Source organism: Ensifer adhaerens (genome assembly GCF_020035535.1).
Lineage (GTDB): Bacteria > Pseudomonadota > Alphaproteobacteria > Rhizobiales > Rhizobiaceae > Ensifer.
Genome location: NZ_CP083349.1, coordinates 1,915,849 through 1,940,164, shown reverse-complemented (window position 1 = coordinate 1,940,164; position 24,316 = coordinate 1,915,849). Strand labels below are relative to the sequence as shown.

At 63.0% G+C, this 24,316-nt stretch carries 20 protein-coding genes; 14 read left to right on the top strand and 6 right to left on the bottom strand.

Annotated features, from left to right (window positions below):
* Window positions 1–48: 48 nt before the first annotated feature.
* Together LAC81_RS09470 and LAC81_RS09465 are read right to left on the bottom strand one after the other, a co-directional pair.
* The gene (locus LAC81_RS09470; RefSeq protein ID WP_223727612.1) at window positions 49–879 is read right to left on the bottom strand and encodes a helix-turn-helix domain-containing protein; all 831 of its coding nucleotides are present in this window, start codon (window positions 877–879) and stop codon (window positions 49–51) included.
* Window positions 855–2,333 (bottom strand): alanine/glycine:cation symporter family protein, encoded by a 1,479-nt coding sequence (locus LAC81_RS09465; RefSeq protein WP_223727611.1) that lies wholly within the window; start codon window positions 2,331–2,333, stop codon window positions 855–857. Before LAC81_RS09465 ends, LAC81_RS09470 begins: the two co-directional genes overlap by 25 nt.
* Window positions 2,334–2,563: 230 nt before the next feature.
* Between LAC81_RS09465 and ccoG the strand changes: the two genes are divergently transcribed.
* From ccoG to gndA, 5 genes are all read left to right on the top strand, one after another.
* On the top strand, window positions 2,564–4,138 hold the full coding sequence (ccoG, locus tag LAC81_RS09460; RefSeq protein WP_223727610.1) for a cytochrome c oxidase accessory protein CcoG: 1,575 nt from the start codon (window positions 2,564–2,566) through the stop codon (window positions 4,136–4,138).
* Window positions 4,135–4,632, top strand: coding sequence for a FixH family protein (locus LAC81_RS09455; protein WP_113539354.1), 498 nt, complete (start codon window positions 4,135–4,137; stop codon window positions 4,630–4,632). The genes ccoG and LAC81_RS09455 overlap by 4 nt, the downstream gene beginning before the upstream one ends.
* Window positions 4,629–6,917 carry a cation-translocating P-type ATPase gene (locus LAC81_RS09450; RefSeq protein WP_223727609.1) on the top strand — a complete coding sequence of 763 codons (2,289 nt, stop codon included), beginning with the start codon at window positions 4,629–4,631 and terminating at the stop codon, window positions 6,915–6,917. The genes LAC81_RS09455 and LAC81_RS09450 overlap by 4 nt, the downstream gene beginning before the upstream one ends.
* On the top strand, window positions 6,914–7,072 hold the full coding sequence (ccoS, locus tag LAC81_RS09445) for a cbb3-type cytochrome oxidase assembly protein CcoS (RefSeq protein WP_043615060.1): 159 nt from the start codon (window positions 6,914–6,916) through the stop codon (window positions 7,070–7,072). The genes LAC81_RS09450 and ccoS overlap by 4 nt, the downstream gene beginning before the upstream one ends.
* A 179-nt stretch (window positions 7,073–7,251) precedes the next feature.
* The gene (gndA, locus tag LAC81_RS09440; RefSeq protein WP_223727608.1) at window positions 7,252–8,682 is read left to right on the top strand and encodes an NADP-dependent phosphogluconate dehydrogenase; all 1,431 of its coding nucleotides are present in this window, start codon (window positions 7,252–7,254) and stop codon (window positions 8,680–8,682) included.
* Between the two features lie 81 nt (window positions 8,683–8,763).
* Here the strand turns inward: gndA and LAC81_RS09435 are convergent, their stop codons facing one another.
* The 4 genes from LAC81_RS09435 to LAC81_RS09420 form a co-directional block, all read right to left on the bottom strand.
* Window positions 8,764–9,012 (bottom strand): hypothetical protein, encoded by a 249-nt coding sequence (locus LAC81_RS09435; protein WP_223727607.1) that lies wholly within the window; start codon window positions 9,010–9,012, stop codon window positions 8,764–8,766.
* Window positions 9,013–9,115: 103 nt separating this feature from the next.
* Window positions 9,116–9,466, bottom strand: coding sequence for a hypothetical protein (locus LAC81_RS09430; protein WP_223727606.1), 351 nt, complete (start codon window positions 9,464–9,466; stop codon window positions 9,116–9,118).
* A 321-nt stretch (window positions 9,467–9,787) separates the two neighbouring features.
* Window positions 9,788–11,410, bottom strand: coding sequence for an ABC-F family ATP-binding cassette domain-containing protein (locus LAC81_RS09425; RefSeq protein ID WP_223727605.1), 1,623 nt, complete (start codon window positions 11,408–11,410; stop codon window positions 9,788–9,790).
* Between the two features lie 329 nt (window positions 11,411–11,739).
* A complete protein-coding gene (locus tag LAC81_RS09420; protein WP_223727604.1) occupies window positions 11,740–12,798 on the bottom strand; it encodes a LacI family transcriptional regulator in 1,059 nt (352 codons plus the stop codon).
* Between the two features lie 518 nt (window positions 12,799–13,316).
* Between LAC81_RS09420 and LAC81_RS09415 the strand changes: the two genes are divergently transcribed.
* The 9 genes from LAC81_RS09415 (at window position 13,317) to LAC81_RS09375 (ending at window position 24,262) form a co-directional block, all read left to right on the top strand.
* Window positions 13,317–14,552, top strand: a complete 1,236-nt coding sequence (locus LAC81_RS09415) for an ABC transporter substrate-binding protein (RefSeq protein ID WP_223727603.1) — start codon at window positions 13,317–13,319, stop codon at window positions 14,550–14,552.
* Window positions 14,553–14,767: 215 nt separating this feature from the next.
* Window positions 14,768–15,676: a carbohydrate ABC transporter permease gene (locus LAC81_RS09410; RefSeq protein ID WP_223727602.1), complete on the top strand. Its 909-nt coding sequence runs from the start codon at window positions 14,768–14,770 to the stop codon at window positions 15,674–15,676.
* A gap of 19 nt (window positions 15,677–15,695) precedes the next feature.
* The gene (locus tag LAC81_RS09405) at window positions 15,696–16,619 is read left to right on the top strand and encodes a carbohydrate ABC transporter permease (protein WP_223727794.1); all 924 of its coding nucleotides are present in this window, start codon (window positions 15,696–15,698) and stop codon (window positions 16,617–16,619) included.
* Window positions 16,620–16,623: 4 nt separating this feature from the next.
* Window positions 16,624–17,718: an ABC transporter ATP-binding protein gene (locus tag LAC81_RS09400; RefSeq protein ID WP_223727601.1), complete on the top strand. Its 1,095-nt coding sequence runs from the start codon at window positions 16,624–16,626 to the stop codon at window positions 17,716–17,718.
* A 146-nt stretch (window positions 17,719–17,864) separates the two neighbouring features.
* Window positions 17,865–20,339: a beta-mannosidase gene (locus tag LAC81_RS09395; protein WP_223727600.1), complete on the top strand. Its 2,475-nt coding sequence runs from the start codon at window positions 17,865–17,867 to the stop codon at window positions 20,337–20,339.
* Window positions 20,340–20,344: 5 nt separating this feature from the next.
* Window positions 20,345–21,034 (top strand): D-lyxose/D-mannose family sugar isomerase, encoded by a 690-nt coding sequence (locus LAC81_RS09390; RefSeq protein ID WP_223727599.1) that lies wholly within the window; start codon window positions 20,345–20,347, stop codon window positions 21,032–21,034.
* 53 nt (window positions 21,035–21,087) lie between these two features.
* Window positions 21,088–21,849 carry a sugar phosphate isomerase/epimerase family protein gene (locus LAC81_RS09385; protein ID WP_223727598.1) on the top strand — a complete coding sequence of 254 codons (762 nt, stop codon included), beginning with the start codon at window positions 21,088–21,090 and terminating at the stop codon, window positions 21,847–21,849.
* Between the two features lie 14 nt (window positions 21,850–21,863).
* Window positions 21,864–23,042, top strand: coding sequence for a Gfo/Idh/MocA family protein (locus LAC81_RS09380; protein WP_223727597.1), 1,179 nt, complete (start codon window positions 21,864–21,866; stop codon window positions 23,040–23,042).
* 140 nt (window positions 23,043–23,182) lie between these two features.
* On the top strand, window positions 23,183–24,262 hold the full coding sequence (locus LAC81_RS09375) for a DUF4274 domain-containing protein (protein ID WP_223727596.1): 1,080 nt from the start codon (window positions 23,183–23,185) through the stop codon (window positions 24,260–24,262).
* The last annotated feature ends 54 nt before the right edge of the window (window positions 24,263–24,316 follow it).

Sequence of the window (24,316 nt, the reverse complement as noted above, 5' to 3'; positions counted from 1 at the left end):
TGAGGGATTAGCACGGGTCGCCTCACCGGTCTTGAACGAAACGGCCAGTCAGGCCGCTTGCCGGTCGACGGAGAGCTGGCGGCGAATTTCCGCCGGGGACAGCGAGGTCAACTCCCGCGCTTCGCGCGACAGATGCGCCTGGTCGGCATAGCCGGCATCGAGCGCGAGCAGGCCGAGCGTTGCCGACGGTTCCCTCTGGCATGCGCCTAGGAAGCGCTGCAGCCGCAGGATGCGATCGAGCGTCTTGGCGCCATAGCCGAAATGCTCGTGGCAGCGCCGGCGCAGTGTCCGTTCGCTGGTGCCGGTGGCCGTAGCCAGTGCGCGGATGGGGTTGTCAGGCGAATCAGGGCTCTGCAGGAGATAGGCGAGGGCGGCCGCGACATCGCCCGGCGGCGGGGAGACGGCCGGCAGACGCCGCAGCACCGCATCCGCCAGGATGTCGGCGCGGCGGGCCGTATCCGGTGCGTCCTGAAGCCGTGCGTCGAGTTCACGGCCATCCTTGCCCCAGAACGCGTCAAGCGAAACGATTTGACCGGTGATTTCCGAAAGGGATGTGCGCAGGAACGACGCAGCGACACCCGGGCGGAAGCGCAGGCCGACGATATTGGCGCCGCCGGCGATAACCGGCAAGGCGGCCACCCGATCGGGGCCGGCGACGACGAGGCCACGATCGGACCAGAGGATATCGACGCAGCCGTCTGGCACCACCGCCATCGGTGCTGGCGGCGCGTCCGGCATCTGGTGGCTCCAGAGGCATTCGACATGGGCGCCAAGCGCGCCTGGTGCGGCGCGCTCGCGATAGATGCCGCGTTGCTTGGCCAGTGTCGGCTTTGCCAGTGTCGGCCGTGTACGTGTCACGGGCTCGAAGGCGCCGTCCATGTCTTGTTCTCCACGCCCCGGGTAGCGCCGGTCGTCCCTTCGCGCGACCAGATCTCACCGTCGATCTGTCCCTGCAGCTCCGGATAGTCGGCCGCATGGAACACCGGATCAAGACCTTGCCGACGCTGGGCAAAATAATCCTTCGTCAGTTTGGCAATGGTACCGGAGAGGAGCACGATGGCAATGAGGTTGATCGTCGCCATGAGGCCCATGGAGGCATCGGCGGCGTCGAAGACGGTGGTGATGCTCTCGGAGGCGCCCCAGACCACCATCACGAGCACGGCGCAGCGCATGATCAGGACGCCCAGACGGTTGGCGCCGCCGAGATAGGTGAGCGCATTCTCCGCATAGGAATAGTTGCCGATGATCGAGGTGAAGGCGAAAAAGAAGATCGCGATCGCGATGAAGTAGCTGCCGGCCCAGCCGATATGCACGTTCATTGCGGCCTGTGTGAGCTGCGTGCCCGTGACGCCTGAGCCCGGCTCCAAAGTGCCCGACAGCAGGATCATGACCGAGGTTGCAGTGCAGATGAGGATGGTGTCGATGAAGACGCCGAGCGACTGCACGAAGCCTTGCGACGCCGGGTGGTGCGGCACGGGCGTGGCGACAGCCGCGATGTTCGGGGCAGAGCCCATGCCTGCTTCGTTGGAGAAGAGGCCGCGCTTGACACCGTTCATCATCGCTGCTGTGACCCCGCCGGCAACGCCGCCTGCCGCTTCCTGCAGGCCGAATGCGCTGGAGACGATCGTCCAGAGCACGCTCGGCACGATCGCCGCATTGGTGACCAGCACATAGATCGCCGTCAAGAGATAGGCGATCGCCATGAAGGGCACGACGATTTCGGCGACGCGGGCGATCTGACGAATGCCTCCGAAGATGACGATGCCGGAGATGATCGCGACCGCGATGCCGACGGCGATCTTCGGCACGCCGAAGGCGCCCTGGACGGCATCGGCGATGGAATTGGCCTGCACGGCGTTGAAGACGAGGCCGAAGGAGAGAATCAGGCAGACGGAGAAGATCGTAGCCGCCCAGGGCGCGTTGAGGCCGCGCGCGATGTAGAAGGCGGGACCGCCGCGATACTGGCCATTCTCGTTGCGCACCTTGTAGAGCTGCGCAAGCGCGCTTTCGGCATAGGCCGTCGCCATGCCGACCAGCGCCACCATCCACATCCAGAAGGTGGCGCCGGGACCACCGAGATAGAGCGCCACGGCGACGCCTGCGAGGTTGCCGGTGCCGACGCGTGAGGCGAGGCTGACGGTCAGCGCCTGGAACGGGCTGATACCGGCCGCATCCCTCGAGCCGCCGCTGCTCAGGACCCGGAACATCTCGCCGAAATGCACGATCTGCGGAAAACCAAGGCGCAAGGTGAAATAGATACCGACGGCGAGCAGTCCGTAGATCAGCACATAGCCCCAAAAGATCGTGTTCAGAAAGCCGATGATCGTGTCCATGCGGTTCCTCATTGGTATTGCAAGGTATGATGATGTGGCGAACCGCGATGCGGATCGAATGGGAAAGGCCGTGCACTTCTTTTGAAGCCTGGGCACTTCCATGGGAAGGTCCGGACCTTTCGCCGCATGCTGGCGCTTTAGCCCTCAAACTTGACACAGATCAACGTTTTCGGCTGCCAAATCGGGCAAAAGGTGGTGCAATACATGACATATCCGGGGATTTCCCACAAATGAGCCCTCATTCAGCCGCAAATCCTGCCTCTGTCGAACGCCACGAGGCCGAACCGGTCAATGCGGCGCATGTGCGCAAGCCGCTTTACGAAAAACGCAAGAAGATCTTCCCGAAGCGCGCCGAGGGCAGTTTCCGCCGGTTCAAGTGGCTGGTGATGCTGGTGACGCTTGGCATCTACTACCTGACGCCGTGGATCCGCTGGGATCGCGGCGCGCATGCGCCTGACCAGGCGGTGCTGGTCGATCTTGCCGCTCGTCGCTTCTATTTCTTCTTCATCGAAATCTGGCCGCAGGAATTCTTCTTCGTCGCCGGCCTTTTGGTGATGGCGGGCTTCGGCCTGTTCCTGGTCACATCGGCCGTCGGCCGCGCCTGGTGCGGCTACACCTGTCCGCAGACCGTATGGGTCGATCTCTTCCTGGTGGTCGAGCGCTATGTCGAGGGTGACCGCAACGCCCGCATGAAGCTCGATGCCGGTCCCTGGACGTTCGACAAGGTCGTCAAACGGGTGTCGAAGCATTCGATCTGGATCCTGATCGGCATTGCCACCGGCGGCGCCTGGATCTTCTACTTCGCCGATGCGCCGACGCTGCTCAAGAGCTTCATTTCGCTTGAGGCGCCGACCGTCGCCTACATGACCGTCGGCATCCTGACGGCCACCACCTATGTCTTCGGCGGACTGATGCGCGAGCAGGTCTGCACCTATATGTGCCCGTGGCCGCGCATCCAGGCGGCGATGCTCGACGAGAACTCGCTGGTCGTGACCTATAACGACTGGCGTGGGGAGCCGCGTTCGCGCCACCAGAAGAAGGCCGTTGCCGCCGGGGAGGCCGTGGGCGATTGCGTCGATTGCAACGCCTGCGTCGTCGTCTGTCCGATGGGTATCGACATCCGCGACGGCCAGCAGCTCGAATGCATTACCTGCGCGCTCTGCATCGATGCCTGCAACAGCGTCATGGACAAGGTCGGCCGCGAACGTGGGCTGATCTCCTATGCGACGCTGAACGATTATGCCGCCAACATGGCACTTGCCACCAATGGCGGCACGACCACGATCGACCCGAGCCGGGTACGCGACGCGGACGGCGCTTTCGTCGACAAGGTTCGCCACTTCAACTGGAAGATCGTCTTCCGGCCGCGTGTGCTTCTCTATCTTGGCGTCTGGACGCTCGTCGGCATCGGGCTGCTCTATGCGCTCCTGTCGCGCGATCGGCTGGAACTCAACGTGCTGCACGACCGCAACCCGCAATTCGTCGTCGAATCCGATGGCTCGGTGCGCAACGGCTACATGGTCAAGCTCTTGAACATGATCCCCGAACAACGCACCATCACGCTGGCGATCGACGGCATGCCCTCGGCGACCATGCGCATCGCCGGCCATGCGCCGGGCGACGGCCGCACCTTTGCAGTGGGCGTCGATCCGGACAAGGTAACGGCGGTCAAGGTTTTCGTGACGCTGCCGAAGGACAAGCTGACCGAAGCGGCTGACGGTTTCAGCCTCATCGTCGAGGATCCGTCGAGCCACGAGCGCGACGTCTACAAGGCCAACTTCAACAGCCCGGGAGCCGCAAAATGACCACCAAGCAGGCAAAAGCACCGCGGCCCTTCACCGGCTGGCACATGCTCGGCGTCATGGTGCTGTTCTTCGGCACGATCATCACCGTCAACCTGATCATGGCCTGGAATGCGAGCCATAGCTGGAGCGGGCTGGTGGTGCAAAACACCTATGTCGCCAGCCAGCAGTTCAACGGCAAGGTGAAGGAGGCGAAGGCCTTTGCCGCCATTGGCCTCGACGGCAAGCTCAGCGTCGAGAACGAGGCGCTGCGCTACACGCTGACACGCCAGGGCAAGCCGGAGCTGACGGCCGACAAGGTGGTCGCGATCCTCAAGCGGCCAGTCGAGGAGCATGAGGATGTGACGGTCGAGATGGCGCATCAGGGCGAGGGCGTCTTCGTTGCCGCTGCGAACCTGAAGCGTGGTCAGTGGATTGCCGATATCACCGCGACCAGGGGCGATGCGGTCGTCTACCGACAGGCGATCCGCTTCATGGTGCCGGGAGCCGGGCAATGAGCTGCTGTGCTCCAGGAACCGAAATGGCTCTGGAGACCGACAGGGCCGGGCAGGGGCTGCCGACAGCCGAAGAACTGTGGCTGACGAGCCGGTCGCTCGGCGGCGGCCTGCGCCAGACGGACCTCAGCGTCCCCGGGGTGCATTGCGGCGCCTGCATCACCACGCTGGAAGCCGCGCTGAAGGTGCTGCCGGAAGTCGACCGGGCACGCGTGAACCTTTCGTCGCGGCGGGTCTCGATCGTCTGGAAGGAAGAAGTCGATGGCGCCCGCACCGATCCGCGGGAACTCGCGCGGACCATTCGCTCGCGCGGTTACGAGACCCATCTCTTCGCGCCGGGCGAGGAAGACGGCGACCAGACGCTGAAGAAGCTGGTGCGTGCCGTTGCCGTCTCCGGCTTTGCCTCGGCCAACATCATGCTGCTTTCGGTCTCGGTCTGGTCGGGGGCGGAGGCTGCGACCCGCGATCTCTTCCACTGGATCTCGGCGCTGATTGCCGCGCCGACGCTGATCTATGCCGGGCGCTTCTTCTATGCGTCGGCCTGGAACGCGCTGAAGCACGGCCGCACCAACATGGACGTGCCGATTGCGCTCGCGATCACGCTTTCGTTCTCGATCTCGCTCTATGAGACAATCACCCACGGCACCCACGCCTGGTTCGACGGCACGGTGATGCTACTCTTCTTCCTTTTGATCGGCCGCACGCTTGACCATATGATGCGCGGTCGCGCCCGTTCGGCGATCAGCAGCCTGGCGAGACTTTCGCCGCGCGGCGCCATGGTGCTCGATGCGGCTGGCGGGCGGGAATATCGCCCCGTCGACGAGATCAAGCCGGGCGAAAAGCTGGCGATATCAGCCGGCGAGCGCATTCCGGTCGACGGCCGTATTCTCACGGGCGCCAGCGACCTCGATCGCTCGATCGTCAATGGCGAGAGTGCGCCGGCGCCGGTCAAGGTCGGCGACACCGTGGAAGCCGGCACGCTGAACCTCACCGGGCCGCTGACAATCGAGGCGACGGCCGCGGCGCGTGACTCGCTGCTGGCCGAGATCATGGGCCTGATGGAGGCCGCCGAAGGGGGCAGGGCGCGCTATCGCCGTATCGCTGACAGGGCGGCGCAATACTATTCGCCTGCGGTGCATCTGCTGGCGCTGTTGAGCTTCATCGGTTGGATGTTCGTCAATGGCGATTTTCACCATGCGATGCTGGTTGCGGTCGCGGTGCTGATCATCACCTGCCCCTGCGCGCTCGGGCTTGCGGTGCCCGTCGTGCAGGTCATCGCCGCTGGACGGCTCTTCCAGAACGGCGTCATGGTCAAGGACGGCTCGGCCATGGAGCGCCTTGCCGAGATCGATACGGTGCTGCTGGACAAGACGGGAACGCTGACGGTGGGCGAGCCACGGCTGGTCAACGGTCAGGAGATCCAGCCCTCCGTGCTGGCAACGGCGGCAGGCCTTGCCGTGCACTCGCGTCATCCGCTGGCGATGGCCATTCATGATGCGGCGACCATCGCGCCCGTCGTCAACGGCGAAATCCGCGAAATTCCCGGTGCCGGCATCGAGGCGCATACCGAAGCCGGTGTCTACCGGCTCGGTAGCCGTGCTTTTGCCTGCGGCGATGCCGGCGAGGCGACCGGTCAGTCTGAAGTGATCCTGTCGCTCGATGGCCGTGAACTTGGCTGCTTCCGCTTCGAGGACCGGTTGCGGCCCTTCGCTCGCGAAAGCATCGACGAACTCGGACGGCTGGGCCTGTCGACCGGCATCCTTTCCGGCGACCGTGCGCCTGTCGTGGCGGCGCTTGCCCGCCGGATCGGCATCGAACGCTTCAAGGCGGAACTGACGCCGCGCGGCAAAGTGGACGAATGCGCGGCTGCCGCTGAGGGCGGTCATCGCGTGCTGATGGTCGGCGACGGCATCAACGACGCTCCAGCGCTGCGTGCGGCCCATGTCTCGATGGCGCCGGCAACCGCTGCCGATGTCGGCCGGCAGGCGGCGGACTTCGTCTTCCTGCATCAGGGTCTCAATGCCGTGCCGATGGCGATCGATACGTCGAGGCGGGCCGGGCGGCTCATTCGCCAGAACTTCGCGCTGGCGATCGGCTATAACGTGATCGCCGTGCCGATCGCGATCCTCGGCTATGCGACACCGCTGATCGCGGCGGTCGCCATGTCGACCTCGTCGGTGATCGTCGTTGCCAATGCCTTGCGCCTACGCGCGGCAACCGGCAATGTCGCCGAGCAGGCGGAACGGCAGGCACCGGCCACCCGGCGGCCGGTCGGGAGTGCCTCATGAACACACTGATCTATCTCATTCCCATTGCGCTTTTTCTCGGCGGGATCGGTCTCGTTGCGTTCCTCTGGGCGCTGAAAAGCGGCCAGTACGAAGACCTCGAAGGGGCCTCCTGGCGCGTGCTCGACGATGGTGACGGCAAGCCTGAAAAGAAGTGATTCCGTCAGTAATCCCTTGTCCTTAATCGATTTGAATGCCAAAACAACCTCCGCCGTCGCTTCTCGCGCCCGGGCCTTCGACAGAGCCCCGCGCGAGAGGGCGCAGTTCAATTCGAAGGGCCGGCTCTGACGCGCTTATCCCGATCGCGCCCGGCACTTCTGTCCAAGGAGGCAATCACGTGTCACAGGCGGAAATCGGCCTAATCGGTCTCGGCGTCATGGGCTCGAACCTGGCGCTCAACATCGCTGAAAAAGGCAACAAGATCGCGGTCTTCAACCGCACCGTCGAAGCGACGCACAAATTCTACGCGGAAGCCGGCGACCTCCAGGGCCAGATCGTGCCCTGCGACACCATTGAAGAATTCGTCGCCGCCATCCGCCCGCCGCGCCCGATCATCATCATGATCAAGGCCGGCGAGCCCGTTGACCAGCAGATGAAGATCCTCGAGCCATATCTCGCCAAGGGCGACATCATGATCGACGCCGGCAACGCCAACTTCCGCGACACGATGCGCCGCTTCGAGACGCTGAAGGATTCGGGCCTGACGTTCATCGGCATGGGTGTTTCCGGCGGTGAGGAGGGTGCGCGCCACGGCCCGTCGATCATGGTCGGCGGCAAGGAAGAATCCTGGAAGCGCGTCGAGACCGTTTTGACCTCGATTGCCGCCAAGTACGACAACGTACCTTGCGTTGCCTGGCTCGGCGAAAACGGCGCCGGCCACTTCGTCAAGACCATCCACAACGGCATCGAATATGCCGACATGCAGATGATCGCCGAAATCTACGGCATCCTGCGCGACGGCCTGAAGATGTCGGCGACCGAGATCGGCGAAGTCTTCGGCACCTGGAACAAGGGCCGCCTCAACTCCTACCTGATCGAGATCACCGAGAAGGTGCTGAAGGCCGCCGATCCCCTGACCGGCAAGCCGATCGTCGACATGATCCTCGACAAGGCCGGCCAGAAGGGCACCGGCAAGTGGTCGGTGATCGAGGCGCAGAACATGGGTGTGCCGGCAACCGGCATCGAGGCGGCGGTTGCGGCGCGCAGCATCTCCTCGATGAAGGACGAGCGCGAAACGGCCGAGAAGATCCTCGGGCTTCCCTCGGTCGGCGAGTTCAAGGTCGCCGACAAGGCAGCCTTCATCAAGGATCTCGAAAGCGCACTGCTTGCCGCCAAGATCGGCGCCTATGCACAAGGCTTCGCCGTGATGTCGGCGGCCTCCAAGGAGTTCAACTGGAACCTGCCGATGCCGACGATCGCCAAGATCTGGCGCGCCGGCTGCATCATCCGTTCGCAGTTCCTCGACGAAATCACCACCGCCTTCACCAAGGCGCCTGACGCTGCCAACCTGATCGTCACACCGGCCTTTGCCGCCATGGTCAAGGAAACTGACGGGGCACTGCGCCGCGTCGTCTCGTCAGCCGTTCTCGGCGGCCTGCCGGTTCCGGCACTGGCCTCGGCGCTTGGCTATTTCGACAGCTACCGCCGCGGCCGCAGCACGGCCAATGTCATCCAGGCCCAGCGCGACTTCTTCGGCGCCCACGGCTTCGACCGCGTCGACGGCGCCGACAGCCACCACGGCCCGTGGGGCAGCGGCCTTAACGGCTGAGAGCGGGATCAGTGATGCAATGCGGGGCGGCCTTCGGACCGCCCCGTTTGCGTTTGAGGATCGCGCTGACCGGATCGGATGCTAGCCGGCCATCGAGACGGGAGCCGGTCGTTCCGCTGCTTCACCACCACCCGAAGCGCCGGGATTGGAGCAGGACTTTATTGGCAGCACGGCGTAAATCGAGGCAATCATCAGGACAACGATGATCAACACCAGCCTGTCGGTGAAGGCGGCGCGAAAAATCTGAAACACGTAGTGTTTGGTCTTCATCGTGCCCACGCGCTTTCTTCGCCATCCGTCGGGACGGCCTTCGTGCACCGTGGACGTCATGCGTCCGTTCCTCAGAGTGTGTCTCGGACGGGAAACTGCCGAAGAGGCCGATTGTTCCCCGCCGGGGAAGCCTTCGGCGCGGCCGTCCGGCGCTGGCGGGCGGCTAACGCCGAGAGGCCTGGCGGTCGGCCCGGGTTCGGCGGCGTGCCTCAGGGCTCCGCATGCCCTGCATCGTTTCGTGCTCGCCCGTTCGCCGCACGAAGGGCGTCACCGTGTTCGGCCGAGGCGAGCGGCGGCGTTCCCGAAGCTTGCCCAGCCTCTTCGGCGGATCGACAAAGATCACCAGCAGGAACCCGATGGCCATGAGCAGGTAGGCAGGAATACCGGTCGTCGCGCTGCCGAGGAAAGCGCAGAGCGTGGCCAGCGCAAGATAGATGCCGATGGTGAAGGGATTGGACAGGAAACCCCAGGTGCCGTCGCTCAACCGGTCTTTCCATGCAATTCTTGATGTCATGCTTTGCGCTTTCGTCGGCAACATTTGTTTGCTGCGATGGCGCCCCAAGCCCTGCAATATGTGATTGGTGCATGGCGCGGCAATGACACTCAGACCTTTGGCTGCGCGAGTCGGACCAAAGTCCCATCGATTTCGCACGGCGATCCGTTAGGATCTGTGCGTGCTGCCACGGCGGCGCTTCACAAGAACCTAGTTTTTTCAGTTCCGATTTAGAGCGGGGTCGCGTCTGACTCTGCTTGCAGGTCCTCGGTTCCCGCCGAGGAAGGCGGTGACTGCGAAATGCTGGGCGCCGGCGCGCGACGCCCAGCTCGCCTTACTCCATCAGCTCCGAAGGCCCGGCGCTTCCTGGCCGGTGCGGGCGACATATTCCGTATAGCCGCCGCCATACTGGTGGATGCCTTCTGGCGTCAGTTCCAGCACGCGGTTGGAAAGGGCTGCGAGGAAGTGGCGGTCGTGCGAAACGAAGAGCATCGTGCCTTCGTATTCTGCGAGCGCCTTGATCAGCATTTCCTTGGTGTCGAGGTCCAGGTGGTTGGTCGGCTCGTCGAGCACGAGCAGGTTCGGCGGGTCGAAGAGCATGATCGCCATGACGAGGCGGGCCTTCTCGCCGCCGGAAAGCACCCGGCACTTCTTCTCGACATCATCGCCGGAGAAGCCGAAGCAACCGGCAAGCGCCCGCAGAGGCGCCTGGCCGGCTTGCGGGAAAGTGTCTTCGAGCTGCTGCAGCACCGTGCGGTCGCCGTCGAGCAGGTCCATCGCATGCTGGGCGAAATAGCCCATCTTGACGCTGGCGCCGAGGCTGACATTGCCTTCATCCGGCTCCGTCGATCCGGCCACGAGCTTCAGAAGCGTCGACTTGCCGGCGCCGTTGATGCCCATGATGCACCAGCGCTCGCGACGCCGCACCATGAAGTCCAGACCCTCATAAATGCTGCGGCTGCCGTATTTCTTGTGTACGCCCTTGATGTTGATGACGTCTTCGCCGGAGCGCGGCGCCGGGCGGAACTCGAAAGCGACGGTCTGGCGGCGCTTCGGCGGCTCCACCCTATCGATCTTTTCGAGCTTCTTTACCCGGCTCTGCACTTGGGAGGCGTGCGAGGCGCGGGCCTTGAAGCGCTCGATGAACTTGATTTCCTTGGCGAGCATTGCCTGCTGGCGCTCGAACTGCGCCTGCTGCTGCTTCTCGTTCTGGGCGCGCTGCTGCTCGTAGAAGCCATAGTCGCCGGAATAGGCATTGAGCGAGCCGCCGTCGATCTCGATGATCTTGGTGATGATGCGGTTCATGAACTCGCGGTCGTGCGAGGTCATCATCAGCGCGCCATCATAGTTCTTGAGGAAGTCTTCGAGCCAGATCAGGCTTTCGAGATCCAGGTGGTTGCTCGGTTCGTCGAGCAGCATCACGTCGGGGCGCATCAGCAGGATGCGGGCGAGCGCCACGCGCATCTTCCAACCACCCGAAAGCGCACCGACATCGCCGTCCATCATCTCCTGGGAGAAGCTCAGGCCCGCCAGCACTTCGCGGGCGCGGCCCTCGAGCGCGTAGCCGTCAAGCTCTTCATAGCGCGCCTGCACCTCACCGTAGCGCTCGATGATCGCGTCCATTTCATCAAGGCGGTCCGGGTCGACCATGGCCGCTTCGAGCTCGCGCAACTCGGCGGCAACTTCGCTGACAGGGCCCGCGCCGTTCATCACTTCGGCAACCGCGCTGTTGCCGGACATCTCGCCGACGTCCTGGTTGAAGTAGCCGATCGTGACGCCCTTATCGACGGCGACCTGGCCTTCGTCCGGGATTTCCTCGCCGGTGATCATGCGGAAGAGCGAGGACTTGCCGGCGCCGTTCGGACCGACGAGGCCGACCTTTTCGCCGCGGTTGAGCGCGGCGGAGGCTTCGATGAAAAGGATGCGGTGGCTGAGCTGCTTGCTGATGTTTTCGATGCGGATCATGTCTGCGGTAGCCTGAAGGGAGGAGTGGGGCGCCGTTGCGCCCATACATTGCCCCGGCCTGTCGCAGGTTTCTGCGTCACAAGCAAGACTTCAGCGTGTTTCCACGTCGTTTCACCCGTCCACGACAACCTTTCGGATGGTCAAGGCAATGGGGTAGGCCATCTACAAGGTCCTCATTCCTGTGCTCGTCACAGGAATTCAACTGAAAAGATCCCTCCGCGCCGCGGACACAGCGCTGCTGGACCCCTGTGACGGGGCACAGCGATGAGGGTGAAGAACTGTTCGCCAGCCCATGCTCCGGCCCTTACTCTCTTGTGTGCTCGATCGCTTCAGGCCCGCAAACCGCGCGTGATTGGTGGCTGGAACTCCGGCTGGCTGAGGCTCTGCAGCGTTTCCGGCGGCTGGCCGTCGATATGGCCGATCACCGCCTTTGCCAGCTCCCGGCCGGCGACGCGAATGTCCTCGTACATGGTCATCACCTCCGGCCGCAGCCAGCGCAGGAAGTCGCTCGGGGACTTGGAGACCATGTCGCAGTCTTCCGTGAGCTTCTTCTTGGCCATCTCCAGGCCGGCGATCAGCGCGATCGCGCCGGAGCCGCTGCCGGAGACGATGCCGTCGGGCGCGTCCTGCGAGCGCATCAGCGGCTCGAAGGCGTCGCGGATCTCGATCAGCGAATGGTCGATGTTGGTCTGGTGGAAGCCGACCGCATCGGCCTGGAAGTCGCGAAGCCCACGCTCGAAGCCGGCGCGCATGTGCGAATAGAAGGTGAGGTGCGGCGGCGGTTCGAGCAGCACCAGCTTCCGCCTGCCGCGCGCCACCAGCTTGCGCACCGCCTCATAGGCGAAGCGCTCGTTGTCGAAGTCGTGGTAGGGGTGGACGATCCCCATCTCGGTGCGGCCATGGGTGACGAAGGGCAGGCCGCGCTCGGTGAGTAACGCCACGCGCGGATCATGCGGCTCGGTGCGCGAGATGATCACGCCGTCGGCCGCACCCGTGTCGAGGATGTAGCGGATCGGCGCCATCGCGTCCTTGACGGCGCTATAGGGGGTGACCACCAGATGATAGGGCGTGCCGGCGAGAATCTCTGTGATGCCGACGACCATCGGGCTGGTGATGCCCATGATCTCTTCCTCCAGCGTCAAAACGAGACTGATCACATTGGTCTTGCCGGTTCTGAGGCGCACGCCGGCGCGGTTCGGCTGGTAGCCGATCTGCTTGGCGACGAGACGCACGCGTTCCTTGGTTTCAGCGCCGATATCGGGCGCATCCTTCAGCGCCCGTGGCACGGTGGTGATGCCGAGCCCGGTCATGAAGGCGATCGTCTTCAGCGTCGGCCGGCCGCCATCCGGCGGTGGCGTCTGCGGTCTGTTTTTCGTCTTGCTGTCCATTGTCGTCACCCGCCCACTCTCTGCCCGCGCGCTGCCGGCGTTGTCCGTCGGCGGCGAAACACGTTGGTTCAGCCCTGTCCACTGCTGCCCGTCGGTCACTTTATCGCCTTATATATGAAAAGCGGCGAGCGGCTATCCTGCTTTGGACGGAGCGAATTGCTTCAAATCTGTAACGATACAGTTGAGATGTCGAGCGTTTTCGTTGCTGCACTGCGAAAGATGGAGCGGTCTGGTTGAATCGCCCTTTTGGGCGTGCGCTTTTTCCGTTTGTGAGGCGATGATCTCCACAACGACGCAAGGCATTCGGTGAAAGCCTATAAATATCAGTTATATAAGTGAAATATCTGCAAGATGTGAGGAGGTTGGTGGCGGGCACAAAGCGCTTTGGGCGCCCGCGGTCGCCTGCACGCAATAGGTGTTTTTCAAGATTCTGTTTAAATCGATTGTGGTGGGTGTTGCGTCCTGTAATCGATTGCACTAAGTTTTTTACGGTAACGTTACAGTGAGGGAGGAGACTCATGAAATTACGTTCTTTCGCAGCCATGCTCGCAACCGCCGTGGCCCTGCCGCTCGGTGCGGCCAGCGCCGCCGATCTTGAAGTAACCCATTGGTGGACGTCCGGCGGCGAAGCAGCTGCGGTCGCCGAATTGGCCAAGGCCTTCGATGCGACGGGCAATCACTGGGTCGATGGCGCAATCGCCGGCTCCGGTGGCACCGCCCGACCGATCATGATCAGTCGCATCACCGGTGGCGACCCGATGGGCGCCACGCAGTTCAACCATGGCCGTCAGGCAGAGGAGCTGGTTCAGGCCGGACTGATGCGCGACCTGACCGATGTCGCGACCCGGGAGCACTGGAAGGACATCATCAAGCCGGCGAGCCTGCTCGATTCCTGCACGATCGACGGCAAGATCTATTGCGCGCCGGTCAACATCCACTCCTGGCAGTGGCTGTGGCTTTCGAACGCCGCCTTCAAGACGGCAGGCGTCGAGGTTCCGAAGAACTGGGATGAATTCGTGGCGGCCGCACCGGCGCTCGAAAAGGCCGGCATCGTGCCGCTCGCCGTCGGTGGCCAGCCGTGGCAGGCAGCCGGCGCGTTCGACGTCTTGATGGTGGCGATCGCCGGCAAGGACACCTTCCAGAAGGTGTTCGGCGACAAGGACGAGGACGTGGCAGCCGGTCCTGAGATCGCCAAGGTCTTCAAGGCCGCTGACGATGCCCGCCGCATGTCGAAGGGCACCAATGTGCAGGACTGGAACCAGGCGACCAACATGGTCATCACCGGCAAGGCCGGCGGCCAGATCATGGGCGACTGGGCGCAAGGTGAATTCGCGCTTGCCGGCCAGAAGGCCGGAACGGACTACACCTGCCTGCCGGGTCTCGGCGTCAACGAGATCATCTCGACCGGCGGCGACGCCTTCTACTTCCCGCTGCTGAAGGACGAGGAAAAGTCGAAGGCGCAGGAAGCGCTCGCTTCGACACTGCTCGATCCGAAGACTCAAGTTGCCTTCAACCTGAAGAAGGGTTCACTGCCTGTACGTGGCGACGTCGATCTGGCCGCTGCCAACGACTGCATGAAGAAGGGCCTGGACATCCTTGCCAAGGGCAACGTGATCCAGGGCACCGACCAGCTGCTTTCGGCCGACAGCCAGAAGCAGAAGGAAGACCTGTTCTCCGAATTCTTCGCCAATCCGTCGATTACGCCGGAAGACGCGCAGAAGCGCTTCGCCGACATCATCGCGAACGCGGAGTAACCGCAACTGCCTTGATTGACCGGCTCCGTTCCGTTGGTTCGGGGCCGGCCAAGGCCTCCCATTCGGTGCGGTGTGACCGCGCCGGCAGCCTGTGCGGGTTCGTATCGCCAGCGCTTCGGGAGCGGTTGTCGCCCTGATGCGGCATGACGCCGGCGCGATCTCCGCGCGGCGCTGCCCATCGTCCGAAACCCAATGCAGTTCCGGAGGAACGAAACATGGCGGGTCACACACAAGGTTCGGGCCGACCGAACCAGTGGCTGCGGAACCTGAACGCGAAGATTGCCTCCGTCCCGATGATCCTGACGGCCGTGGTGATCTTCCTCGGCGGCACGATCTGGACGGTCGTCTATTCCTTCACCAATTCCAAGCTGTTGCCACGGCTATCCTTCGTCGGTCTCGATCAGTACGAGCGCCTCTGGGACGCGCCGCGCTGGCTCGTCTCGGTGCAGAATCTGGCGATCTACGGCATCTTCTCGCTGATCTTCAGCCTGGTGATCGGCTTCGTGCTGGCGGCGCTGATGGACCAGAAGATCCGTTTCGAAAACACCTTCCGCACCATCATGCTCTACCCCTTCGCCCTGTCCTTCATCGTGACGGGCCTGGTGTGGCAGTGGCTGCTCAATCCGGAATTCGGCATCCAGTCGGTGGTGCGTTCGCTCGGCTGGGAAAGCTTCACCTTCGACCCGCTCTACAATGCCGACATCGTCATCTACGGCATCCTGATCGCCGCCCTCTGGCAGGGTACGGGGCTCGTCATGTGCCTGATGCTGGCGGGCCTTCGCGGCATCGACGAGGACATCTGGAAGGCGGCGCGCGTCGACGGCATCCCGATGTGGAAGACCTATATCTTCGTCGTCATTCCGATGATGCGCGGCGTCTTCATCACGACGCTGGTGATCATCGCCAGCGGCATCGTCAAAGTCTACGACCTGGTCGTGGCGCAGACGAGCGGCGGCCCCGGCATCGCGTCGGAAGTGCCGGCAAAGTATGTCTACGACTACATGTTCCAGGCGCAGAACCTCGGTCAGGGCTTTGCCGCCTCGACCATGATGCTGATTACCGTCGCCATCATCATCGTGCCTTGGGCCTATCTGGAATTCGGGGGAGGGCGCAAGCGTGTCTGATATCGTTGCTTTCAATTCGGTGGCCGACGAAGCGGTGCCTCAGGCGCAGACGGACCGCGTCATTGCCGGCCCACGTGGTCGCAAGCCGCGCCGGGCGCTTTCGGGCCGCAACATAATGATCTACGGCACGCTGATCGTCGTGGCGCTCTACTACCTCTTGCCGCTCTACGTGATGGTGATGACCTCGCTCAAGGGCATGCCGGAAATCCGGCTCGGCAACATCTTTGCCCCGCCCGTCGAAATCACCTTCGAGCCCTGGGTCAAGGCCTGGGCGAGCGCCTGCACGGGGCTCAACTGCGACGGCCTTTCGCGCGGCTTCTGGAACTCCGTGCGCATCACCGTTCCCTCGACGATCGTCTCGATCGCGATCGCCTCGGTCAACGGCTATGCGCTTGCCAACTGGCGCTTCAAGGGGGCGGAACTGTTCTTCACCATCCTCATCGTCGGCGCCTTCATCCCCTATCAGGTGATGATCTATCCGATCGTCATCGTGCTCCGGGAAATGGGCATCTACGGCACGCTGACGGGCCTCATCATCGTGCACACCATCTTCGGCATGCCGATCCTGACGCTGCTCTTCCGCAACTATTTCGCCGGCCTGCCGGAGGAACTGTTCAAGGCGGCGCGCGTCGATGGCGCCGGCTTCTGGACCATCTACTTCAGGATCATGCTGCCGATGTCGCTGCCGATCTTCGTCGTGGCGATGATCCTGCAGGTCACCGGCATCTGGAACGACTTCCTGTTCGGCGTCGTGTTCACCCGGCCGGAATATTACCCGATGACGGTTCAGCTCAACAACATCGTCAACTCGGTCCAGGGCGTGAAGGAATACAACGTCAACATGGCAGCGACGATCCTGACGGGCGCCGTGCCGCTCTTCGTCTACTTCGTCTCCGGACGGCTTTTTGTCCGCGGCATCGCCGCCGGCGCAGTGAAAGGGTAAGGACATGCAAAACGTCAGCGTATCGGTAAAAGACCTGTCGTTGAACTTCGGTGCCGTCACTGTGCTCGACACGCTCAACCTCGACATCAAGGACGGCGAGTTCCTGGTGCTGCTCGGCTCGTCCGGCTGCGGCAAGTCGACCCTGCTCAACTGCATCGCCGGCCTGCTCGACGTCAGCGACGGGCAGATCTTCATCAAGAACAAGAACGTCACCTGGGAGGAGCCGAAGGACCGCGGCATCGGCATGGTGTTCCAGTCCTACGCGCTCTATCCGCAGATGTCGGTGGAGAAGAACCTTTCGTTCGGCCTGCAGGTCGCGAAAGTGCCGAAGGAGGAGATCGACAAGCGCGTGCGGCGTGCTGCCGAAATCCTGCAGATCCAGCCGCTCCTGAAGCGCAAGCCTTCCGAGCTCTCGGGCGGCCAGCGCCAGCGTGTGGCGATCGGCCGGGCGCTGGTGCGCGATGTCGACGTGTTCCTGTTCGACGAGCCGCTCTCCAACCTCGACGCCAAGTTGCGCTCGGAGCTGCGCGTCGAGATCAAGCGGCTGCACCAGTCGCTGAAGAACACGATGATCTACGTCACCCACGACCAGATCGAGGCGCTGACGCTGGCCGACCGTATCGCGGTCATGAAAAGTGGCGTGATCCAGCAGCTTGCCGATCCGATGACGATCTACAACGCGCCGGAAAACCTGTTCGTCGCCGGCTTCATCGGCTCGCCGTCGATGAACTTCTTCCGTGGCGAACTGCAGCTTCGCGACCAGCGCGCCTATGTTCACGCCAACGGCGTCGATTTCGACGTGTCGGCCTATCCGTCGCGCGCACCGTTCGTCAACGGGCAGAAGGTGGTGCTGGGCCTGCGCCCCGAACATGTGCGCGTCGACGAGGCGGCAAGCGGGGCGGCAGCCTCGCACCGGGCGGTGGTCGACATCGAGGAGCCGATGGGTGCCGACAACCTGTTGTGGCTGAAGCTTGCAGGTCAATCGATGTCGGTGCGCATCGCCGGCCAGCGCCGCTATGCGCCGGGCACGGCGGTGACGCTTTCCTTCGACATGGCGGTCGCTTCGATCTTCGACGCGACAAGCGAGAACCGACTCTAGGCGCATGTCGCGCAAAAGTGTGAAGCGGTTTTGCTGAAACGGCATGTGCGGACGTAAAGACAAGGAGGCGCCGGGCAGGGATCTCTGCCCGGCACCTCCCAGCAATGACAGCGCCGGCATCGCCGGTCGACCGATGGAATACGACAATGCTCTCTGAGGACTATATCCCAACCGCCATCCGTCTCGACTTGCAGGGGGATTGGCAGCTCAGCTCCGTTGACAATAGCCATGCGCTGACGATCGCGCTGCCGGGCGACGTGCATTCTGCCTTGCTTGCTACAGGCGTGATCGACGATCCCTATGTCGGCCGCAACGAAAACGACGTGCAGTGGGTGGCGCACAAGGACTGGGTGATCGAGCGTACGGTGTCCGTGGCCGACAGCGATCTCGCGGGTTACTGGTATCTCGATCTCGAAAGCCTGGACACGGTCGCCTCGGTCTTCGTCAACGACGTGGCTGTGCTCGAGGCGGAGAACTGCTTCCGCCGTTACCGGCCGGACGTTTCCAAGGCGCTCGTCGCCGGCGAAAACCGCATCCGTATCGTCTTGCATTCCTCGATTGCCGAGGGCGCGCGGCGGCAGGCGGAGCAGCCGTTCTATGTGCCCTATCACCCCGGCAATTCGCCGATCGCCAACTGCAACATGCTGAGGAAGCCCCAGTGCCATTTCGGCTGGGACTGGAACCTCGCGATCGCGCCGCTCGGCGTCTATGGCGAGATCGCGCTTTGCCGGCTGGAAATCGCCCGCATCGAGCATGTGACGACCAAGCAGGTCTGGCTGGACGACGGTTCGGTCGATCTTGTGGTGACCGTGACGCTCTTTGCCGACGGTCCCGGCATCGTGCCCATTCATTTTGCGCTCGACGAAGAACGCGAACGGCTCGATTGCGCCGTCGGCAAGGGCGAGACCTGCATCACCCATGTCTTCACCGTGAGCGAGCCCAAGCGCTGGTGGCCGGCTGGAAGCGGCGAGCAGCACCTGTCTCGGCTGACCGTCGAGGTACCGCAGGAACAGGTGGCGCGCCAGATCGGCTTCCGCACCATCGAGCTTCTGACCGACAAGGACGAGGCCGGCAGCCGCTTTGCTTTCCGCGTCAACGGCCGTGAGATCTTCTGCAAGGGTGCCAACTGGATCCCGGCCGATGCGCTGATGTCGCGGGTGACGCCGGAGGGGGGCGAGGACCTCCTGACCTCGGCGGTCGACGCCAACATGAACATGATCCGCGTCTGGGGCGGCGGCTTCTACGAGCCGGACTGGTTCTACGATCTCTGCGACCGGCTGGGCCTCATGGTCTGGCAGGACTTCATGTTCGCCTGCAACCTCTATCCCTCGACGCCTGATTTCCTGGAGAACGTCGCGGCCGAAGTGGATTATCAGGCCAAGCGCCTGTCGTCGCATCCGTCGATCGCAGTCTGGTGCGGCGATAACGAGCTTGTCGGCGCGCTCACCTGGTTCGACGAGCCGCGCAAGGATCGCGACCGTTATCTCGTCTCCTATGACCGGTTGAACCGCACCATCGAGGTCGCGCTGAAGGCGGCGCTGCCCGAGGCGATCTGGTGGCCGTCGAGCCCGGCTTCGGGCTATCTCGATTTCGGCGACGCTTGGCATGCCGATGGTTCCGGTGACATGCACTACTGGTCGGTCTGGCACGAGAACAAGTCCTTCGACAATTACCGCACCGTGCGTCCGCGCTTCTGCTCGGAGTTCGGCTTCCAGTCCTATACCTCGATGCCGGTCATTCGCCAGTTTGCGGCGGAGAAGGACCTCAACATCGCGTCGCCGGTGATCGAGAGCCACCAGAAGAACGTTGGCGGCAACGAGCGCATCGCTGGTACGATGTTCCGCTATTTCCGCTTCCCCAAGGATTTTCCGGCTTTCGTTTACCTGAGCCAGATCCAGCAGGGACTGGCGATCCGTACCGCCGTCGACTACTGGCGGTCGCTGAAGCCCCATTGCATGGGCACGCTCTACTGGCAGCTCAACGACACCTGGCCGGTCGCTTCCTGGTCGAGCCTCGACTATGGCGGCAGCTGGAAGGCGATGCACTATATGGTGCGCCGCTTCTTCCAGCCGGTTTCGGTTGCAGCGATCCCGTCCACGGACGGCAAGGAGATTGCCTTCTCGATGGTCAACGATACGGCCGAGCCGGTGACGGTGGAGCTGCAGACGTTCCTCGTTTCGCTCGACGGCAGGCGCACGCCGCTGACGGCGGCCGCCGGCACCTGCAGCCCCGACCGGGCCGTCACGCTGGTGAGCATTGCCGCTTTTGACATCCCCGAAGGCAACCTGCTGTTCTGGACGTTCGAGGCATCGAACGGCATGCGCGGCGAGGGGCATCACGTCAACGGCACCTACAAGGCGCTCGACCTCAAGCCATCCGGCCTGACGCTCGATGTCGCGCCCGCAGGCGCGGGCGTCTTCGACGTCACGGTCAAGGCGAGCGGCCTGGCGCTGCATGTGATGATCGAGGCGGATGTCGCCGGCCGCTATTCCGACAACGCCTTTGATCTCACCGCCGGTGAGGCCAAGGTCATCCGTTTCACCCCGAAGGTGCCGCTTGGCGCAGGTGCGCTGCCGCGCTTTGCCGCCTTCGATCTCGAATCCTGCCAGGGAAAGGGTTGACCGTCATGAAACGCAGCCACGTCAACGACATCATCGCCGAAAGCGATGCCTTCATGAAGAGCTTCGGCTTCACACTGCCGCCCTTTGCCTATTGGTCGCCGGAGCAGCTGAAGGTGCGTATCAGGTCCGACAGCCCGACGATCTTCGACGCCCGGCTCGGCTGGGACATCACCGACTATGGCAAGGGCCGCTTCGACAAGTTGGGGCTGGTGCTCTTCACGCTGCGCAACGGCAATGCCTCGAACCTTAAGACCGGGCAGGGCATGGTCTATGCCGAAAAGCTGATGATTACCGCCAAGGATCAGGTCAATCCGCTGCATCGCCACGCGATAAAGACCGAGGACATCATCAATCGCGGCGGCGGCGCGCTGGTGCTGCAGATGTACAATTCCAAGGCCGATGGCTCGGTCGACGAGGAGAGCGACGTCGTCGTCGCGACCGACGCGCGGCTGCGGACGCTCAAAGCCGGCGAACTGTTGAAGCTCAGGGCCGGTGAAAGCGTCACGCTGCTGCCCGGCAACTGGCATGCCTTCTGGGCGGAAGGCGCCGACGTGCTGATGGGCGAGGTCTCGACCGTCAACGACGATCTCACCGACAACTATTTCCGCGAGCCGGTCGGTCGCTTCTCGGCGATCGAGGAGGATGCGGCACCCACCCATCTGCTGGTGTCGGACTACGACACCTGGCTGAGGTAATTCCAAGCCCCCGACAATCCCAAGACACTCCAGACGAAATCGAGGAGGATTTCATGAAGAACGTCAGTTTCCAGCTCTATAGCGCCCGCAACTTCCCGCCTTTCGCCAATGTGCTGAAGGCACTCGGCGACGCCGGCTATAGCCAGGTCGAAGGTTACGGCGCGCTCTATGCGGCGCTGACCGACGCCGAGATCGCGAGTTTCAAGGCAGGGCTCGACGAGAACGGCCTGGCGATGCCCACGGCGCACTTCGGCCTCGACATGCTCGAAAGCGATCCGGGGCGTGTGCTCGCGATCGCCAAGGCGCTCGGCATCAAGGCGATCTACTGCCCCTATCTCATGCCCGATCAGCGCCCGACCGATGCCGCCGGCTGGCGCGCCTTCGGCGAGCGGCTGCAGAAGGCCGGCAAGCCCTATCGCGATGCTGGCCTCATCTTCGGCTGGCACAACCACGACTTCGAATTCTTTGCCTTGCCTGACGGCAGCATCCCGCAGGATCTGATCTTCGAAGGCGGGCCGGATCTTTCCTGGGAAGCCGATATCGCCTGGATCATCCGTGGCGGTGCCGATCCGATCGCCTGGATCAGGAAATACAGCGACCGCATCACCGCCGTGCATGTGAAGGATATCGCTCCGACGGGCGAGAAGAAGGACGAGGACGGTTGGGCCGACGTCGGCGAAGGCACGGTCGACTGGAAGGGCCTGTTCCAGGCGCTCTCGGGAACCAAGGCGCGTTACTTCATCGCCGAGCATGACAATCCGAGTGATTTCCAGCGCTTCGCCAAGCGCTCGCTCGCCTCCATCCAATCCTATTGAGAACAGGTTCACCCATGACCAAGGAACTTGGCGTCGGCATCATCGGATGCGGCAACATCTCCACCACCTACTTCAAGCTTGCCCCGCTGTTTAAGGGCATCAAGGTCGTCGCCTGCGCCGATATCAACCCGGCCGCCGCCGAGGCTAGGGCGGCTGAATACGGAGTCGAGGCCCAGAGCATCGAGGCGCTGCTGGCCAATCCCGATGTCGACATCGTCGTCAACCTGACGATCCCGGATGCGCACTATCCGGTGTCGAAGGCGATCCTCGAAGCTGGCAAGCACGTCTACTCGGAAAAGCCGCTGGTGCTCTCGCTGGAGCAGGGCGAAGAGCTTCGGGCGATTGCCAAGGAGAAGGGCCTTTCGGTCGGTTGCGCGCCCGATACCTTCCTCGGCGGCGCGCATCAGCTTGCCCGCAGCGCCGTCGATGCCGGCAAGATCGGCCGGGTGACCTCCGGCACCTGCCACGTCATGAGCCCCGGCATGGAGATGTGGCATCCGAACCCGGACTTCTTCTTCCTGCCCGGCGGCGGCCCGATCCTCGATCTCGGCCCCTATTACATCGCCAACCTGATCAACCTGATCGGGCCGGTGAAGCGCGTGGCGGCGCTCGCCACCATGGCCAACCCAACCCGCACGATCACCAGCGAGCCGCGCAAGGGCGAGGTCATCCCGGTCAGGACCCCGACCAACATTCACGCGCTGCTCGAGTTTGAGAATGGCGCGACGATCACGTTGTCAGCCAGCTGGGATGTCTGGTCACACCGCCACGCCAACATGGAGCTCTACGGCACCGAAGGCTCGCTCTACGTGCCCGACCCGAACTTCTTTGGCGGCACGGTGGAGATCAGCGGTCAGGACAAGAACATCCAGCCGCTCGAACCCTGGGATCACCCCTTCGGCATCGCCAACCAGGAGCACCCGCAAGGACCGATGGCGAACTACCGCACCGCCGGTCTAGCCGACATGGCGCTGGCGATCCTTGAGGGCCGCGATGCCCGCTGCTCGCTCGACCGGGCGCTGCACGGCGTCGACGTCATGGTCTCGATCCTGAAGTCGGGCGAGGAGGGACGCTTCATCGAGCTTTCGACCACCTGCACCCAGCCGGCCGCCCTCGGCATCGAGGAGGCGCGGGCGCTGTTGCGTGCGGTGGAAGAGGACGCATCGAGCGAAAGGCGTGCCGCAGCCTCGTAATTCTACGACCTTGCACCGGGGCGTTTCCAAGAGTGAAGCGCCCCGGTGAGATGGACGGTGACGACACGTTTCCAACAGCGCTTAACACCTCGGCAATTCAGAGTGCGTATACACCCAAGATACAATCTGGGGGTGTTGAAGTGCGTGTCGAGACACTGTTTTGGATCGCCGTTGTCGTCCTGAGTTGCCTGTTTCTTCTCTACCAGCATTTGGACCGGCGAAGGCTGAACAGGACACTCGGCAAATTGCCGGAAATCTACGACGCGGCGCGTGCAGAGTTTCTATCCGGTTCGCGCGCATCGGCTCACTCCAAGCGGCCGCGGCACGCCATGCTTGGCACGCTGGAAACGATCTCCGAGACCACCGGGGGCGGTGGTCCGCCGCCGGCATTTGCCGACCTTACCAAACGTGAGATGCGCTTTGTCGAATTGTTGCACGCGACAACGTGCATGAACGATCGCGAATTCAAGCGCACGCTCACCCGGCTTTCCAAGCAAGAGCAGAAGACGTTCCAACAATTGCGCGACATTTACGGTGGGCCGCCGCCACGCAGATCGTACGCCCGACGGATGATCGATCGCGTGGCCAGGTACAGGCGGGTGAGGCGCCAAGCCAAGCTCGACGCGGAGGCTAAACGGGCCTCGGATGCCCGTTGGGCGGCAGAATATTATTTCTGGGAGATTCCAGACATTTTGCAGTGGTTGAGGACTGAAGCGCCGCGAGATCCAGATCTGTGGCATCTGTTGCCTGGTCTCAATTGGGACTACGAAGAGCTCTACGACGTCCTGTTATGGGTTGTGACGCAGCCCGAATGCGATGCTGCAACGGCGATACTCATCCTTCATCTCATGGCGCCGGATGTCGCAATGGATATAGCTTCGGGCGGTACGCAATGGTGCGAGCCTGGTGACAAGCGAGCCGAAAGTACGGAGGTGAAGCTTCTCGCCATGATCGGCGTGCGATCGGAGGATTCCAGTTTCGTACGTCACGAATTGGCGCCGGATTGGCTTTGTACCACCGAGAGCAATGCCGGACTGCTTGACATGATGCTTTCAAAAAAAGAGCGCATCGAAGCGTCTGGTCGGAATGTGCCTTTCCCGTTGCCGGTGAAACTCCTGTCGACGCCGGTACCTGCGACGGGGCGAACGCCAGCTACCCGATATGAAACACACGACGACCGTTTGCTCTTGGCGAAATCGGATAACCTCCAGGCGGTTTAGGCAGCCTGGGCCGCAACGCGAAAGTGTGCAAATCACCTCGATATCGATTCCGGG